The organism is Alteromonas lipotrueae (assembly GCF_019249255.1).
Taxonomy (GTDB): domain Bacteria; phylum Pseudomonadota; class Gammaproteobacteria; order Enterobacterales; family Alteromonadaceae; genus Alteromonas; species Alteromonas lipotrueae.
In genome coordinates, this window is record NZ_JAESDJ010000014.1 from 57,436 (window position 1) to 74,814 (window position 17,379).

Consider the following 17,379-nt stretch of genomic DNA (forward strand, 5'->3'; position numbering starts at 1 on the left):
AGGAAGCATTGTGGGTTCTGTGACTGAATTCCTTAAACCGAGATTAGTTGAGATCGAAAACGTTTCTCCTACTCGTGCCAAAGTAACTTTGGAACCACTAGAGCGCGGCTTTGGCCACACTCTAGGTAACGCCCTACGTCGTATCTTGTTGTCATCCATGCCAGGATGCGCAGTTACTGAAGTAGAAATTGATGGCGTTCTTCACGAGTACAGCACCAAAGAAGGTGTGCAAGAAGACGTAATTGAAATCTTGCTAAATCTTAAAGGTTTAGCGGTTCGCCTTGAAGGTAAAACTGAGGCAACCCTAACTCTAGTGAAATCTGGCGCTGGCCCTGTTGTTGCTGGTGACATTCAGCATGATGGCGACGTAGAAATTGTTAACCCTGACCACTTAGTTTGTACTTTAACTGGCGAAGCTGAAATCAGCATGCGCATTAAAGTAGAAATGGGTCGCGGTTATGTACCAGCTTCTACCCGTCGCTCCTCTGAAGAAGATGATCGTCCAATTGGTCGTTTATTAGTTGATGCTTCATACAGCCCAGTAGAGCGTATAGCTTATAGTGTAGAGTCTGCCCGTGTTGAACAACGCACAGACCTAGACAAATTGATTATCGATATGGAAACGAACGGTACTTTAGATCCTGAAGAAGCGATCCGCCGTTCTGCGACTATCCTAGCTGAACAGCTTGATGCATTCGTAGATTTACGTGATGTGTCTGAGCCAGAAGCGAAAGAAGAGAAGCCGGAATTTGATCCGATTCTACTTCGCCCAGTTGATGACCTAGAGCTAACTGTACGTTCTGCTAACTGTTTAAAAGCAGAAGCTATCCAGTACATTGGTGACCTGGTTCAGCGTACTGAGGTTGAGCTACTTAAAACGCCAAACCTTGGTAAAAAATCGCTAACTGAAATCAAAGATGTTCTAGCATCTCGTGGACTTTCTCTAGGTATGCGCCTAGAAAACTGGCCGCCTGAGAGCATCGCTGAAAAAGATTAATCAGGTTTTTAATAAACTGATTTGTAGAGAAGGATAAAACTATGCGCCATCGTAAGAGTGGTCGTCAGTTGAATCGCAACAGCAGCCATCGTCAAGCTATGTTCAAGAACATGGCCGGCTCTTTGGTCAAGCACGAAGTGATCAAAACGACGTTACCAAAAGCGAAAGAATTACGTCGCGTTATTGAGCCTCTTATCACTATGGCTAAGCAAGACAGCGTTGCAAACCGCCGTTTAGCTTTCGCCCGCACTGGTGATAAAGAAGTTGTTGGTAAACTATTCAACGAGCTTGGTCCTCGTTACGAAGCTCGCCCAGGCGGATACACTCGCATTCTTAAATGCGGACTCCGTGCTGGCGACAATGCCCCTATGGCATACGTTGAACTAGTAGACCGTCCAGTTGTTGAAGCTGAAGAAGAAGCAGTAGAAGCAACTGAAGAGTAATAAATACTCGATTAGAAAAGGGGTCTGAGTGAAAACTCAGGCCCCTTTTTTTGTGTTCTTACATTACGATGTGTGGAGAACGATTCATTGAGTTTTTTTGTGTAAATGGAAGGTATGCTTAACAAAGCGGTAACACATATAAGCTATCAATAATGACATAATCTGATAGTATCTATGTCTTAAAAGGATAATTATAAACCATGTTGTTTTTTGCTTAAGTTGCATTGTTTGCCGAGTTCTTCTAGGAGAGAAAGATGGTAGTTTTGTGCGCGTTGGACCCCTTTAACCTCATCCAACGTATTTTTCATGAATCTTCTTTAAAATTTGTACCCACCTTTGATGATTTACAGAGTCACCAGAATAACAATGTTTTCCTTGCAGAAAGCGAAGAAAAGCTTCTAGAGTTGCTTTCAGCTAATACGGAAGCTAGTTTGGGTATTTTGATTCCTCCTACTGAACTTTTGATATCCGAAGCACTAAGCTCATCAGGTAGCCTGAAACTCGAACACGTATCAGATACGCTCAGTCGTGCATTAAAGCTACAAACCCAGAATAGATTAAGAATTTCGTTTATACCTCTTTGCAGTATTTGTGGTACAGACAGCGAAATCCTAGATATAACAGTTCAGTTTGATGTTACAGACATTTTAGCCAATATTTATAGCCAACAGTTGTTGCTGTCTAATTATGTTTTATACACGAATGCTGAGTTGAAAAAGTTAGACAAACGCATAAAGGCTTCGTTGCGTTTTCCACATAAAGATATTCTACCAACAGTGGACGTTGAAGAAGTTATAGAGCGTAAGCAGAAGGAAAAAGACGAGAAACAACAATTAGCGCACGATAATGCCAAGTTGGTTGACGAAATCCTTAGTGTACAGGAAGCGCTAGAAGTGAATATCTCTAGGCTTGAAGTCGAAGAAGAAAGATTTAATGAGTTAAAAAGACAGAGCGTTACCAAAGAAACGTCATTGAAACAGGTAGTTGATGAGCAGTGTAAAGCGCTGGATTTTTCTGTTGAAGCATTACTGACTACACAAGAAGAATTAGAGATACAAGTTGTAGCAAGGAAAAGCCTTTCCTCAGATTTAGCGCAAGCTGAAAAAGCGCATAAAAAATCAAAAAATCAGGCAGTCAAATTAAAAGATGAGTTTGAGAAGCTAGAAGAACTGTACAACCGAGAACGCTCTGCACATGAAAAGCTCAAACAAGAGCATAAACAGAAATGTGCTAAATATGCAAAGAGTATAGCCAAGTTAGAGCGACAGCTAGAAGATAAAGCTAGAGAATTAAAGGAAAAGAGCCAGAGTCTGACGCTGTTTGAAAAACAAAAAGACAGAGAACTAATTAAACTAGAAGCGAAAATCAGTGAACAGGAAGACATTGCCCATGAGCTACGAACAGACTTAGCAAAGTATCGAGTAGCAACGATGTCTCCCTATTGGCGCCTTTCTCAAAAATTCGAGAAGCTAAGCCATTTATTAGATAGGAAAGCGACTGACCGTAATCAACAGTTGTTGGATGCAAGTCTTATTTATACAAGCGATTTATTTGATGCTAAGTGGTATTTAGAGACCTACAAAGATGTTGCTGCAGTAGGTATTGAGCCTATGCAACACTATCTAAGTTCCGGAGCATCTGAGGGCAGAAACCCTTCATCACGTTTTGATGGAAACTGGTACCTTCAAAGGTATCCTGATGTGGCGGAAACGGGCATGAATCCGTTGTTGCACTATATCAAGCATGGACGTGAGGAGGGACGTTCTATTTCTCCTCTTATGATTTCTCATGAGAGAAGGAAGTCAAAGTAGTCATGAATAAAAAACTTTTATGGTTAGGGTGCGGTGAAGCAAACCACTCGCCTGAAAAAACACAAGACTATGAACATTGCTATTTCTTTGAGGCTCGACAAGAAGCTCTGAACAACATCAGGGGTAAATTTGAAGGCTCAGTTGAATTGGTAAATGCAGCAGTTTCAGTAAGTGGTGATTCAAATAACTTAGAAATATATTCTATTGAAGAACTGAGTTCACTAAAGGTGCCAACCGGCCTAAAAATACTGTTTCCCGGCTTAGTTGTTGAGGAAACTAGGGAGGTCGAAGGCATAAGTCTTTCAGACTGCCTCTCATTGTGTGAATTGTCAGGACACGACAATACGTTGATTGTTGATTTGCCGTGTATTGCAGGCGAAATCATCGAGTCTCTTATCCAAATAAGTGACATTGAACTCTTTTCTTGTATATATGTGTCTGCAAGTATTGAAACACTTTATGAGGGCGCCAAAACTGCAAGTGAGCTTGGATTGTTGTTTAACAGTGGTTACTTTGAACTAAATTCAACTAATACTGATGACCCCGATATTCCATTGTTCAAATACATGTACGATGAGCGTTTAGCCAACCTTGGTACTGTAAGCGCGCAGCTAGAAATTGCAGAGGGACAAGCAAAAGAACTAAAAAGGACATTAGTAGAGCTAGAAGCTCAATTGGCCTCGAAAGATTCTGAAATAGCTCAATACCATACTCGTTCAAAAGAATATGAAACTGAGTTAACTGCTAAGGCTCATTCTATTGAGGAGAGTAATCAAAAAGTAGAACAATTATCCTCTGAAAATCGTTCGTTAAAGAATTCACTAGAGGTTGCAAGTAACTCATTAAAAGATAGCAGAGTCGCTTTTACTGCTCTAGAAAAAGACCTTGAAAAGGCAAATTTAGAAGCGCAAAAACGTATATCTGAAAATGAAAAAATACGCATTCAGCTTCAGGATTCAAAGAGTAGTGTTGACACGTTTACAATAGAGGTTGAGACATTAAACAGTACGATTAATTCTCTAAAAGCTAAACTAGAAACATCAAACAATGAAATTGAATCGCTTAGGTCGCAATTAGAAACGTCAAACAGTGTGACTAAATCCCTCAATGTCAAATTGGGCGACTCTAATAGCGAAATCGAATCACTCGCCTTGCACCTAAACACTTCGGAAAACGAAATTGAAAAGTTAAGCGCTGCATTGAAAGCATCGGTAGAGGAATTATCGCAGCGTAATGATAGTGCCGAAAAGGACATCCTGAAAATCAAAGCATTAGAAGACGCGCTTAAAAAATCTCAGGATAAATGCGACGAAGTTTATTCTTGGTTTGCAAGTAGGAAAAAGCAGGTAGAAGTCCTTGAATCACAAATCAATTCACTAAAACAGGAAAGGGAAACCCTACTGGCTTCTCGTGACACTCAAAAGTCAGTGAAAGAGCTGGAAGCTAAGATAGATGCATTATTCAAAACACAAAGCAATGAAAGCGTTGAAATAGCAAACGTATTAGGGCGTCATATTACGAAAAGCGAAACGAACACTCGCAAAGAACTATTGGCGTTAAATAAGCTTCAAGATGTGCTGCATAACAAGGAACTCATTACGTATAGCTGTGGGGAGTCACTTAGTTCAGAAAGTCTTCTTTTCCTTACGTCACTTATCCGACTCAACAACTACGATGTAATCATTGAATTTGGAAGTGGTACTAGCACAGCCGTAATGGCAGATGTCGTCGCATCTAAAAATATGCGAAACAAAACTCTGCATCTTGGCGATGATTCCAAGCGCTCAAGAGAGCAAGATAAGCTTACTGAAATAGAAAGTGGAGATTTCAGAAGTCTACCTAATTACATCATTTCCTTCGAACAGTCAGAGACATTTTTGGGAAATACTTTAAATTTATTAGAAAACGCAAACTCAAACCAGTTTGTAGACCTTTGTCTTTCCCCATTAATTGATAATAAATACAGTTCTGTCGATTCTACACTGTTTTACGATTGCGAAGAGAAGCTAAGGGAAGTCAAACGTATATTTGATGGCCGTAGTGCAAATATCCTCGTAATAGTTAATGGACCTCTCTTGAAAAGTAGTTCAGCGGATGGCCGCGGTGCCGCACTCCCGTCAATATTAGACAAGCTTTCCATGCATACCGTTGACTTCTTTTTTGAAGAAAATAACGCTGAATTAAGGCAGAAGCTTATCACTAGTTGGCAAACTGAAACAGAAAGGAGAGGGCTTTCTTTTAATTTTGAACCGCTTAGCGACAGCGGAGAGTCGTTGTTAGTTAAAAGTAGGCCATAGTGAGACCAATACACTTGATTAATGCAATCAGAATCAATTGTGGTAGTATTCGAGAGTCGCTAATGGTATACCTTTGGGCGCAATAGAAAAAAGTTATAGAGCACGAAGATGAGTAGTGGAAAGTATTTGTATATGAGAGAAGCTAACCTCTTGTTTCGAGAAGAAAAATATCAAGAGGCTGCAGAAAAATATGAGCTTGCTGGAGCGGTGCTGGGTAAACATTTGGTTGAAGTTAATCTTTGGCTTTGTAAACAGCGTGCTGCTAGCAAAAAAAGTTCACAAGACGTGCATCAATCTCACCTCATTTACTCCGAAGAAGCACAGAGTAACCAAAAGCAACTAGAACAATCTCAGGCGCTTGTAGAAAAGTACTATAACCATGTACAAGAGTTACGATTTAAACTGATGGATTTAGAGAAACAATGAAAATATTAACCGTGTTCGGTACACGCCCTGAAGCGATAAAAATGGCTCCTCTAGCATTGAAACTGGCTGAAACACAGGGCCTTCACGCTAGGGTATGTGTAACCGCACAGCATAGGGAAATGCTTGATCAGGTTTTAGAGCTGTTCGAGCTGAAGCCTGATTATGATCTAGATATCATGAAGCCCGGTCAAGACTTGACAGATGTTACTACTAATATTTTGCAAGGTATGAAGCCTGTGCTAGCTGACTTTAAGCCAGATGTGGTTTTGGTGCATGGTGATACAGCTACCACTTTTGCTACAAGTCTAGCTGCTTACTATCAGCAAATAGCAGTGGGGCATGTTGAAGCTGGCCTGAGAACTGGAAACATTTATTCGCCGTGGCCGGAAGAGGCCAACCGTAAACTGACGGGGGCAATTACCACCTATCATTTCGCGCCCACAGATATCTCAAAGCAAAACTTATTGAACGAGGCTGTGGCAGAGTCTGCTATTACTGTTACGGGAAATACAGTAATTGACGCGCTTTTAAGTGTCAGTGAAAAATTCAAGACCGATGCAGCTTTAAATAGTCGAATGGCTGGAGAATTCAGTTTCTTAGACGAAAACAAGAAGCTTATCCTTGTAACAGGTCACCGAAGAGAAAGTTTTGGCGGTGGTTTTGAGAGGATATGTCAAGCATTAGCAGCTACTGCCGAAGCACACCCAGAATGTCAAATTGTTTACCCTGTTCATTTGAATCCGAATGTCCAAGAGCCAGTTAATAGGTTGCTGAATGGTGTTGACAATATTACCCTGATCAAACCGCAAGACTATTTGCCTTTTGTTTACCTTATGAACAAAGCGCACATCATCCTAACTGACTCTGGTGGCATCCAAGAAGAAGCGCCTTCTCTTGGCAAGCCTGTACTTGTGATGCGTGATACAACTGAACGCCCTGAGGCAGTTAAAGCTGGAACAGTAAAGTTGGTTGGAACCGATGTCGAAGTGATCAAGCAACAACTTTCCCTATTACTTACCAACGACAAAGAATATAAAGGGATGAGCTTTGCCCATAACCCGTATGGCGATGGAAAAGCGTGCGAAAAAATCATCGAAGTTTTGATGGAGACAATAAATGGAAATTAATAAAACTGTTTGTGTTGTTGGGATGGGCTATATCGGCTTGCCAACCGCTGCACTTCTTGCAAATCGTGGCTTCCGCGTACACGGTGTTGATGTAAACAAAAAAGCAGTTGATACAATCAATAAGGGTGAAATTCACATCGTTGAACCCGAGTTGGACACATTTGTAAAATCGGCAGTGAACAGCAATATGCTTTCCGCTCATTTAGAGCCAACTGAAGCCGATATTTTCTTAGTTGCTGTACCCACGCCTTTCCATCACGACAAGCTTAATTCAGTGACAAACTCACCTATTCCAAACTTGGACTACGTAAAAAGTGCCACGCAAGCGATCGCACCATTTGTAAAGCCAGGTAATTTGGTTCTGTTAGAGTCTACTTCACCAGTAGGCACCACTGAAATGATGGCCGCCGAGCTCGAAGCTGCAGGGGTAGACCTTTCTGAAATTCATGTTGCTCACTCACCTGAACGTGTATTGCCAGGGCAAATAATGCGTGAGCTCATTGAAAATGATCGTGTTGTTGGTGGTATTAACCCTGCTTCAACTAAGGCGGCTGCTGAATTTTATCGTACGTTCGTTGAAGGCGAGGTGTTAGAAACGACATCAAAGACAGCAGAGATGGCTAAACTAACAGAAAACGCTTTCCGTGATGTGAATATTGCCTTTGCAAACGAGTTATCCATGCTATGTGATGATATGGGTACCGATGTTTATGAGTTAATTAGACTTGCAAATCACCATCCTCGAGTCAATGTGCTGCAGCCCGGTTGTGGCGTAGGCGGGCACTGTATCTCAGTCGATCCATGGTTTATCGTTAACTCTGCTAACGGCAAAGCAAAGATGACTGAACAGGCACGCAGAACGAACGATTACAAATCTGAATGGGTTGCCGAAAAAGTGAAGAATGCCGCACTCGAGTTTGAAAAAGCACAAGGTCGTCCTCCTATAATTGCATGTATGGGACTTGCTTTTAAACCTGATATTGATGATCTGAGAGAGTCTCCTGCGCTTTACATCACTCAAAAACTAAACGAAAGCCACAATGTAGTTGCTGTCGAACCAAATATCGAAGAGTTTGATGGGCTTAAACTGGTGTCTGAGGAAGAAGCGAGTAATGCTGATATTCTTGTTTACTTGGTAGCTCACAAAGAATTCAAAGCACATGCATTTGGCGAAAAATCTATCGATTTTGCAGGCCTGTTCAATCGATAGTCCAGCATGATATCTCAAAGCCGGCTAGACGTTCTCGTTTTGTCGGCTTTTTTGTAGTTCCTCAAAATTCTTAATATCCCCTTGCACGGAACATGCAGTTATGAAAAAAGATAAAGTTGTTCAATTAGCACAAGAGCTTGCGTCCGAAAAATCCCATCAAGTCTATTCCTCTATTAAAAATCGAATTGCCTACGTAGTAAGTCACGGCGCAAGTTATGCTAGCAATGGCTATGCCGTACGAACACAACGAGTGGCTCGGTCTCTTATAGACAGTGGGAAAGATGTATTCTGCTTCGTGCGACCCGGAAGACCGTGGGAACTAAATGCTAACGCTGCAAATTCAATCAAACCCGTGGTTGATGTAAACGGAGTGCGTTACATCCATTCTCGATGGGAAAATGACAACTACAGGATAAGTGAGCAAGAACACTTAAAACAATCTTTTGCTCAGTTTTGCGAATTGTTTCAAATCTACAGACCTGAAAAAGTTATAGCAGCTTCAAACTGGAAAATTGCCTTGCCAGCTTGGGCAGCTGCTAAAGCACTAAATATTCCATTTGCTTACGAAATAAGGGGTTTTTGGGAACTATCTCGTATTACAAGAGAGCCAGAATACAAAGAAACACCAAGCTTTAAAAAGGAAAGCATTAGGGATACTTTTGTTGCCAATCAGGCAGATAAGGTTTTTACACTAAGTTATACAATGAGAGCTGAACTTACTTGCAGAGGAGTAAGTCAAGAAAAAATAAGTGTCATTCATAACGGATTAGATACGTTACCTCATATCGAAAGTGCCAATAGCCAATTGAGAAAAGAACTTGGTATTTCAGATTCTGATAAAGTGGTCGGCTATGTAGGTAGTATTACTGAATACGAAGGACTTGAAGCATTGATTGAGGCTTGCCGTCAATTGATTGAAGACGGAGAGCAAATAAAGCTGCTATTAGTGGGTGATCATCAACCTGTGGATGGTGTTGATGGTAACGAATCTGATTCGGATTCGTCATGGCTGATTAGAACAGGGAGAGTATCTCAAGATAAGGTCCCAAATTATTTCGCACTTATCGATACAATAGTTATACCGAGAAGGAACTTGGATGTATGTCAAATTGTTCCTCCTATGAAAGCTATTGAAGCACTTTCATATGGGAAGAAACTTGTTATCTCTAACTTACCAGTACTGAAAGAAATCACTGAAAAATTTAGCAGCGTTTATTATTTCGAGGCCGATAATATTAATAGCCTAAAGGAAGTGCTAATACAAAGCTTACACGCAAAGACAGTGGCTCCAGATTGGCATAACTTAAAGCAAAGTCTGATTGATACGACCTTAATGGGAGAAAGCTTTTCTGGAGATATATCGCTTGATTCTGTAACTGAAACTGTAGCTTCTAAATCGGACGAGGGCGATGAACAGTTTGATAAAAAAATTATGCTTAATACACCTGAGGTATCTTGGTTTACATATGATGTTGAAGACCCGTGTGAACTTCGCGTTCTGGGTCAAGTTGCTTACCAAAACACAACTAAGAAAGAAAGAAAAGCAGTATTACTTGTAAAGGCCTTTGATAAGCAGGGAAATGATGTTTCCAAAGCGCTAGGAAAGCTTGCCTTCTCATCTCATTTGCAATCTAAGTTTAAGTACATTGCTGACACTAATAAGCAAGTTAAGCTTCTGCACAAGTTAGCGTTACCGCCAGAAGTTAGAAAGATTGAAGTTGGTTTGTGTGCATTCAACTGCGAAAGTTCGGAGTTCGTCGAAGTCCGCAATTTCGATGTTACGATGTCACCAGAAAACCGCGACGGGAGTGTAGAGCAGGCGCAGTCAGTCACCAAAGATCCTTCATGGACTTCTTTTTCGGTAAGAGAGTTTGTTCCGCATACATTGACTGCCAAATTTAATTTTGAAAATCAAAACGAACAACGCAAGAAGTCGTTAATTGCAAGAGTTAAATTCCATGATAGCGAAGGCAATGAATTAGAGGGTAAGCATCAAGGTTTACTTCAGTCTAAGACGGTAGGAAACTTTGTATATCTAGAGGTTACTTGTGAAAAAGTAGCTAAAATAATTCCACCCAAAGGTGCGACAAAGCTAACGATTGGCCTACAAAAGTGGGATGCTAAAGGGAGTGTTTTCGTTGAGCGTCCTATTCAGTGCGCATCGAATGTTCAAAAAATAGCAGATACAAGTAAGGCTTCAGAATTAAGAAAAGCACTGCAAGCAACTCCTGCCCGACCCTTAGCCAACGTCAAGGTTGCAGCTATTCTCGACGAGTTCACAATGGAATGCTTCAGAATGGAAGTAGACCTTGTGCCGATTTCGCCAGAGAGTTGGGAAAATGAGTTGGATGCATCTCGTCCCGATTTTCTTTTTGTAGAAAGCTGTTGGTTTGGCAACAAGAACAAGTGGGGTGGTCTAATATACGGGTATACCTCTAATGGTACCAATCAAATGGACAGCTTGGTAAATGTTATTAATTACTGTAATAGAAAAGGTATACCAACCGTTTTTTGGTCCAAAGAAGATCCTGTGCACTATAGTCGGTTTGCTCCTACTGCGAAGCTGTTTGACTATGTTTACACCACCGATGCAAATATGGTGCAAAGCTACAGAAGCGAGTATGGCATAGATGCAGAGGCGCTTTCTTTTTTCTGCCAGCCCAAAGTGCATAACCCAGTTGAAGTTATAGCTCGCTCACCAAAAGCAGCGTTTGCAGGCTCTTACTATTCTGACAAGCAAGAGCGTTGTGATGATTTTCACACTATTTTAGGGGGCTTGGATGATGCTGGTGTACCTTACGAAATTTATGACCGTTGTTTGAAGCGCGGTGTGTCCCATCTTCAATTTCCAGAATATTTCAAAAAACATGTAGTCGGTTACTTAGAGCCTGATGAGATGTGGAAGGCTTACAAGGGGTATCGTTATACGGTGAATATGAACACTGTTAAGCATAGTCCGACTATGTTCGCCCGTCGTGTATACGAGTCACTAGCGTCAGGAACACCAGTAATCAGTAACTACTCTGAAGGTGTTGTAACTCAATTTAGCGGAATTGTTTGTGCTAGCGATAACAAGAAAGACATCATTGACTATGTAGAAATGCTGAAAGATGAGAAGGAATATAAGCGAATCGCTGAGCAGGGTGCTAGAGAGACACTCGGCAGACATACTATTGCTGATAGACTAGAGCAAGTTTGTAAGCGCGTAGGGATTCCTGTAATACCGCATCTACCTGTAGTGAATGCGGTTATTACAGCGGGTACGGTTGATATGGTAGAAAAGGCGAGGAAGCTTGTGAATTCACAGACGTATTTTGATAAGCGTCTGGTTGTAAATTTAGAAAATAGCAATGAGCTTTATCCTTATCTCAATATGAATAGCGATAAAGAGATTTTTAGAGTGTTAACTGAATTCGCAAAACCGCTTGAGGGTGTGAGTGTAGACGTAGACTTGAATGACAATATTGCAAAAACGTTAATGGAAGACGTGGCAATTAAAACGCAATACGACAATCTTCACCCAGCGATAAGCGAGAAACAATAATGAGAACAATAAAGTTACTTATCTACGCCGATGTAAACCTAAATATAATGGACGGCTCTTCCGTTTGGCTCGCTGAGCTTTTGGCCCTAATCGCGAAAGACCCAAGAGTACAGCTCGACTTCTTGTCTAAGGCGACCCATCAAGGTGGCCCATTGAATGGACAGGTAGATAAACTGGTCAACATCAATCGCATTGAAAAAAGTACTCGGCCATTAAAGCCAGAACAAGCGGCTCAAGCTATCGAGCAATTGGACAAAGAAAACAATTACGACCGAGTGCTTGTGCGCGGTAATATTGAAATGGGTAAGGCATTAGTTAAATTCCTTGCCGGCAGACTTGCTTATTATACGCTGGAGCCTTTTCAACGTCGCCATGAACTGTCGGTGAAAGAAAAGGTGGAGGTATCTGAACTGCTAAACGCAACAGCATTTGCCATAGTACAAAGTGAAAGAATGCGAGAGAGCTATAGCAGTGAGTTTGATTTGCCCAAAGAGCATATTTACATTTTACCCCCGCTAATTCCGCCTATCATGAAGCGACCTAGCTTCCGTAATCAACTTAACAGCGTTTGTTACACTGGGAAGTTCTCTGAAGAGTGGGGCACTCCAGATTTGGTAGATGTATTTAAGTTACTGAAAGAGAAGCTTCCCTACGCCAAGTTAAATATTGCAGGAAATAAGTTTCACGGTGAACTTGGAGGTAGGAAAGATGAAATTCAAACCTATTTCGAGTCTGAAGACAGTGTTAACTGGGTTGGCGTCGTTTCTAGAGAAGAAAGCATAGCGCTTTCTCGTCAATCTGATATTGGTTTCGCACTTCGCTCAACAAAAATTGACAATGATGAATCTCAGGAGTTATCAACTAAGCTTTTTGAGTACATGAGCAGTGCGAAGCCGGTCATTTTAAGACCCACAAAAGTACACAAAGACTTACTCGGTAGTGACTATCCATTATTTGCAAAAGATAATACTGATGCAGTTAATAAAATTCATGATGCTTTGACAGATGTAGTGCTTTACAAAAAGGCATCTGAAATGTCTTATGAAGCATACAAAAATTTCGCCAAGTCGGTTGATCACAACGAAATAATCGAGCGATTAATTTGTTACCAGAAAAAGACAATCTTATTCGCAGGACACGATCTCAAATTTTTGCAAGATGTAATTTCTGCCTACGAAAAAGATAGTAATTACAACGTGCTTATTGAACAATGGAATGGCCATACAAAGCACGATGAAAATGAAAGCAAGTCAAAGCTAGAAGCTGCTGATGTTATCTTCTGTGAATGGGGATTGGGTAATATCCGCTGGTATTCGAAAAATAAAAAGCCTGGGCAAAAACTTTTAGTAAGAGTTCACTTACAAGAAAATCAGGTTCCTCAATATCTTGATGAAGGGAACTCAGACAACATCGATCAATTTATCTTTATCGCACCGTATAGGTATGAAGAGTTTGTTGAGATGCATGAATTGCCAAGGGAAAAATGTAAACTCATTTTCAATACGGTAGATTGTGAACGTTTTGCGTTGGATAAGAGCGACGATGCTAAGTTTACACTGGGGTTCATCGGGATGGTGCCATGGCGCAAGCGTTTCGATTTAGCACTAGACATTTTTGAGTCTTTGTGGAAAACCGACAGCAGATATAAATTAAGGGTGAAAGGAAAAACGCCACATGATTATCCCTGGATGAAAGGGCCCAAGTTTGCTGACGAATTTGTAAAGTATGAGGAACAAGACGCTCGTATCGCGGCGGCTAAGTGGAAAGATAACGTTATTTTTGATGGTCACGGTAACGATATGCCAGAATGGTTTCAAAATATAGGCTATATCTTGTCGACAAGTGATTTTGAAGGCAGTCATCAAGCTGTAGCTGAAGGAATGGCGTCAGGTGCGATTCCAATCATCTTGCCTTGGGCAGGGGCGGAAACGGTGTATCCCCGAAAATATGTATACGGAAACCTACCCGAAGACTTTGAAGCCCCGATTTTCGAAACGGCTAAGTCGAAATCCATAATGAAATACGCCAAACATCACTTTACTACGAGCCACATAGTAAGTCAGATAAGGGAACTAATTGGGTAATGGCTGTAACAACACAGAATAATTCGCTGAAAAATGTTTTTAAGAGCGTTAATGACGCTCAGGTTTCTTTTTTTTGCAGAGAAAACACAGGCAAAAGTCTAGAAGCGAAAGATAATTTACTTGCAGCGATAAATGAAAGCATAGTCAAAACTAATAGTTTCGAAGATGCCGATATTGACTTCCGAACTTTCAACTGGGATCCAACAGGACAAGACCGGAATTGGTGGTGGCAAGTACAAGCACTTCCGTTTTTAGCCTGGTTCGTGGCGTGTAGGAAGTTGCTTTCCGCGCCAGAACGAAAACTTGCAGCGAAGTTTTGCAAAGATAGTCTTATCAATTGGATTGAGATAATCCCAGAGGATAATGACAAGACGCTAAGATGGCATGATCATGCAACGTCGTATCGATTGACCAACCTCTTTAATTGGCTATTTTGTTTGTGGCTGGATGATGAACTGAATGAGTTCGTAGAAAAACTTGATAGCCCTTATCTGATGGAAGATATTCTGAAAAGGCATATTGCTTGGCTGTCTGAAGACGAAAACTACTCAAAGCACACGAATCATGGTTTCGATCAAGCCACCGCTGTATTCGTTATTGGTTTGTACACCAATCACTCTGTTTGGAAGCTGTTTTTTGAATTGTCTGAAAATCGATTAATTGAAGAAATTGAATTCGCGTATACGGAGGAAGGCGTACATAAAGAAAACAGCCCGGGTTATCATATATTTATGCTAAGACGCTTAACTCGATTTCGCAAACTAGGTGAGTTGCACGCTAACAAGGTATCTGAAAAAGCTGCGTTACTTGAAGAGCGTGCCACTAATTTTAAAAAAGCTCTTACTCTTGTTGATGGAACCTTGCCAATAGTTGGGGATACACGAGGCGGCCATTTCGTTGAGAAGTATGATTTCCCTCGAGACTTGACCGTTTATGACTATTCAAAGTCAGGTTACGTGATTGTTAAAGGATACATTTTAGACAAGCCGCTGTATCTAATGGTCAAGAATTGTTTTGACTCGGTATATCACCGACATGATGACGACCTCCACATTTACCTGAGCTATGACAATATTGATTTGTTGTCAGATGGCGGACTTGGCGCACATAATGAGAAAGACCCTCGCAGAATATCACTTAGAAGTAACGAGTGTCATAATGTTCCTTATATTTGGGGCGAAAAAGCGACTAGAAATAGGAAGGCGCTCGCTGGCGTTCCGACACTACGTGTAACTAAGGGGTTTATTGTCGCGGAGAGCTTTTTGTATGGACAGAAAATAAAGCGCACTATCAATATAAGTCAGTTAGCGTCCGGTATGATTGAAATAACAGACAATATTGAAGGGGCAGAAAAAGGAATAATGGAAAACCTTTTCTTCCACCAGTTTTCTAATGTCTCTTTAGAAAATAGTCAAGCTACTATCAGTGTTGATGGACATCAACGAATGATTATTTCATATGGTAGCGAAAACATTAAGGTTGCAATAAAGGAACGGCCTTTTTCTAAACAGTATGGAGTTTATGAAAGTACTCCTTCATTGGAAATAGATGCTAGTAAACATGGTCGGTTTAGCTTCTGCGTTCGGCTAATTTAGATATATTGGAGAAGATATGAAGTCACCATATCAAGGTCTATCGAGAGATGCATTCTGGCGCACAGGTGTCGCTGCAAAAAGTATTGAAAACTTAGCGAATGTTTATCGACCCAAAAAACCAGTTAACAAGACCGAGAAAGTAATAACCTTGGGTAGTTGCTTTGCTCAGCATATAGCTAGAAATATGAGAAAGCGAGGATATACGGTATTTGATTCTGAGCCGCCTCCCAAAGGTTTACATGGGTTAGCTGCAAATAAGTTTGGCTACGAACTGTTTTCAGCTAGGACTGGCAACGTTTATGTGATGAGGCAGTTGCTCCAATTGTTTGAAGAAGCATTTGGGCTTTGGAAACCTTTGTCGGTAGTTTGGGAAAGAAATGGTCGTTATTTTGATGCAATGCGACCTTCAGTAGAGCCAGAAGGGCATGCTAGCTCAGAAGAGGTGATAGCGCACAGAGAAAGACATTTGTCCTGTGTCAAAACAATGTTCAAAACAGCCGATGTTTTCATTTTTACTCTGGGCCTCACCGAAGCTTGGATGCACAAAGATTCCGGTGATATTTATCCAACTGCACCGGGGACTATCGCTGGAGAATTTGATGATTCTCAATATGAATTCAAAAACTTTACTTTCTTAGAAATTTATGAAGATTTCATGAAATTAAAGGCTCACATCAAGCGCGTAAATCCGAAGCTTAGGTTCATTTTGAGTGTTTCTCCAGTTCCTTTAACTGCAACAGCTTCCGGCCAACATGTATTAACTGCAACGACATATTCTAAATCGGTGCTTCGGGGAGTTGCTGGTCAGTTAGCCGCGGAAAATGACGATATAGATTATTTTCCTTCATTTGATATTTTAACTTCAACTTTGGCGGCGGGTAAATTATACGAAAAGAATTTACGTTCAGTCTCACCAGAAGGTGTCGGAATTGCAATGAACACTTTTTTCAGTGTTAACGAATCGGGAGACGCTTTCATTGAAGATATAGGCGAAGATACGTCCGTGCCTTCTGACTATTCAGATCCGTCTCAAAATTCTGATGAAGAGTTTTGTGAAGACGTGCTACTTGAGGCATTTAACAAATGACAAAAATTGCGTTAATAGGTAATTCTCACACAGCAATGCTTAAATTGGCATGGGATCAATTAAGCTATACCAAAACGAACGTTTCTATTGACTTCTATATTTGGAGATCAACGGGAGAAAATCGTTTAGTTATTAAAGGGGTAAATGGAGAAACACAAATCGACCAAATCAAGATTCTTCCCGGGTTAGCTAGTACAGTTGCCCTAGACAATTACGATGCAGTTTTAATTTGTGGCCTAGGTTTTGAGTTAAAACAATTTTTGGATGTTTATAGAACACACAGGTTAACTTCACAATCTGAGACAAAATTTTTAATATCCGAAGACTGCTTTAACGCAACAGTAGAAGAGTTAACTAAAAACTCTCTTGCCTTCAAGGTAAACCAAGCACTAGTCAATGCTGGGTTTAAGAAAGTATTTCTTGTGCCTACTCCGCGTTCGTCTGAATATCTCCTCAATGGTGAATATACAGATGATGTCCATCAGATTTGTATTGATAACGAAGAACAATCATTTGTAAGCGAAACTTTTGTAAATGCATCGCAATACTTTTGCGAACTTGGTACTGAAGTACTTCATCAACCAGACGAAACAATCGTTGGAGAGATATGCACTGATAAATTATTTAGTAATGCATATGGTACTCCGGAAAGTGAACGATATTTTGAGCTGAAAGGAAGAAGGGACTTAATTCATATGAACGAAAAGTATGGGAAGATAGTGCTTCAGTCATTAATAGGAAAAAGCGTTCAGTGACTG

Annotated in this window: 12 protein-coding genes; all 12 read left to right on the forward strand. The window is 40.8% G+C overall.

The genetic code is table 11. The annotated features are described in order from the left end of the window. Nucleotides 1–7: 7 nt before the first annotated feature. The 12 genes from KYS23_RS16680 to KYS23_RS16735 all read left to right on the forward strand — a co-directional run bounded on the left by KYS23_RS16680 (nucleotide 8) and on the right by KYS23_RS16735 (nucleotide 17,376). Nucleotides 8–997: a DNA-directed RNA polymerase subunit alpha gene (locus KYS23_RS16680; RefSeq protein WP_041452624.1), complete on the forward strand. Its 990-nt coding sequence runs from the start codon at nucleotides 8–10 to the stop codon at nucleotides 995–997. 41 nt (nucleotides 998–1,038) lie between these two features. Continuing rightward, nucleotides 1,039–1,440: a 50S ribosomal protein L17 gene (rplQ, locus tag KYS23_RS16685; RefSeq protein WP_013786212.1), complete on the forward strand. Its 402-nt coding sequence runs from the start codon at nucleotides 1,039–1,041 to the stop codon at nucleotides 1,438–1,440. 254 nt (nucleotides 1,441–1,694) lie between these two features. Beyond that, nucleotides 1,695–3,251 (forward strand): hypothetical protein, encoded by a 1,557-nt coding sequence (locus KYS23_RS16690; RefSeq protein WP_218419445.1) that lies wholly within the window; start codon nucleotides 1,695–1,697, stop codon nucleotides 3,249–3,251. Nucleotides 3,252–3,253: 2 nt separating this feature from the next. Beyond that, nucleotides 3,254–5,548: a coiled-coil domain-containing protein gene (locus tag KYS23_RS16695; RefSeq protein ID WP_218419447.1), complete on the forward strand. Its 2,295-nt coding sequence runs from the start codon at nucleotides 3,254–3,256 to the stop codon at nucleotides 5,546–5,548. A 108-nt stretch (nucleotides 5,549–5,656) separates the two neighbouring features. Next, entirely contained in the window at nucleotides 5,657–5,974 is a 318-nt protein-coding gene (locus KYS23_RS16700; RefSeq protein ID WP_218419449.1) for a hypothetical protein, read from the forward strand. Next, entirely contained in the window at nucleotides 5,971–7,101 is a 1,131-nt protein-coding gene (wecB, locus tag KYS23_RS16705; RefSeq protein ID WP_218419450.1) for a non-hydrolyzing UDP-N-acetylglucosamine 2-epimerase, read from the forward strand. The genes KYS23_RS16700 and wecB overlap by 4 nt, the downstream gene beginning before the upstream one ends. Continuing rightward, nucleotides 7,091–8,311 carry a UDP-N-acetyl-D-mannosamine dehydrogenase gene (wecC, locus tag KYS23_RS16710; protein WP_218419452.1) on the forward strand — a complete coding sequence of 407 codons (1,221 nt, stop codon included), beginning with the start codon at nucleotides 7,091–7,093 and terminating at the stop codon, nucleotides 8,309–8,311. The genes wecB and wecC overlap by 11 nt, the downstream gene beginning before the upstream one ends. A gap of 100 nt (nucleotides 8,312–8,411) precedes the next feature. Then, complete coding sequence (locus KYS23_RS16715; protein WP_218419454.1) at nucleotides 8,412–11,855, forward strand: glycosyltransferase; 3,444 nt, start codon at nucleotides 8,412–8,414, stop codon at nucleotides 11,853–11,855. Beyond that, nucleotides 11,855–13,939, forward strand: coding sequence for a glycosyltransferase family 4 protein (locus KYS23_RS16720; RefSeq protein WP_218419456.1), 2,085 nt, complete (start codon nucleotides 11,855–11,857; stop codon nucleotides 13,937–13,939). Before KYS23_RS16715 ends, KYS23_RS16720 begins: the two co-directional genes overlap by 1 nt. After that, the gene (locus KYS23_RS16725; protein WP_218419458.1) at nucleotides 13,939–15,534 is read left to right on the forward strand and encodes a heparinase II/III domain-containing protein; all 1,596 of its coding nucleotides are present in this window, start codon (nucleotides 13,939–13,941) and stop codon (nucleotides 15,532–15,534) included. The genes KYS23_RS16720 and KYS23_RS16725 overlap by 1 nt, the downstream gene beginning before the upstream one ends. 16 nt (nucleotides 15,535–15,550) lie before the next feature. Further along, nucleotides 15,551–16,621, forward strand: coding sequence for a GSCFA domain-containing protein (locus tag KYS23_RS16730; RefSeq protein ID WP_218419459.1), 1,071 nt, complete (start codon nucleotides 15,551–15,553; stop codon nucleotides 16,619–16,621). Further along, on the forward strand, nucleotides 16,618–17,376 hold the full coding sequence (locus KYS23_RS16735) for a hypothetical protein (RefSeq protein ID WP_218419461.1): 759 nt from the start codon (nucleotides 16,618–16,620) through the stop codon (nucleotides 17,374–17,376). Before KYS23_RS16730 ends, KYS23_RS16735 begins: the two co-directional genes overlap by 4 nt. The last annotated feature ends 3 nt before the right edge of the window (nucleotides 17,377–17,379 follow it).

Excerpts from the sequence above, each read along its gene's own strand:
- rplQ (WP_013786212.1), top strand. The coding sequence starts at position 1,039 with ATGCGCCATCGTAAGAGTGGTCGTCAGTTGAATCGCAACAGCAGCCAT.
- KYS23_RS16690 (WP_218419445.1), top strand. The coding sequence starts at position 1,695 with ATGGTAGTTTTGTGCGCGTTGGACCCCTTTAACCTCATCCAACGTATT.
- KYS23_RS16695 (WP_218419447.1), top strand. The coding sequence starts at position 3,254 with ATGAATAAAAAACTTTTATGGTTAGGGTGCGGTGAAGCAAACCACTCG.
- KYS23_RS16700 (WP_218419449.1), top strand. The coding sequence starts at position 5,657 with ATGAGTAGTGGAAAGTATTTGTATATGAGAGAAGCTAACCTCTTGTTT.
- wecB (WP_218419450.1), top strand. The coding sequence starts at position 5,971 with ATGAAAATATTAACCGTGTTCGGTACACGCCCTGAAGCGATAAAAATG.
- wecC (WP_218419452.1), top strand. The coding sequence starts at position 7,091 with ATGGAAATTAATAAAACTGTTTGTGTTGTTGGGATGGGCTATATCGGC.
- KYS23_RS16715 (WP_218419454.1), top strand. The coding sequence starts at position 8,412 with ATGAAAAAAGATAAAGTTGTTCAATTAGCACAAGAGCTTGCGTCCGAA.
- KYS23_RS16720 (WP_218419456.1), top strand. The coding sequence starts at position 11,855 with ATGAGAACAATAAAGTTACTTATCTACGCCGATGTAAACCTAAATATA.
- KYS23_RS16725 (WP_218419458.1), top strand. The coding sequence starts at position 13,939 with ATGGCTGTAACAACACAGAATAATTCGCTGAAAAATGTTTTTAAGAGC.
- KYS23_RS16730 (WP_218419459.1), top strand. The coding sequence starts at position 15,551 with ATGAAGTCACCATATCAAGGTCTATCGAGAGATGCATTCTGGCGCACA.
- KYS23_RS16735 (WP_218419461.1), top strand. The coding sequence starts at position 16,618 with ATGACAAAAATTGCGTTAATAGGTAATTCTCACACAGCAATGCTTAAA.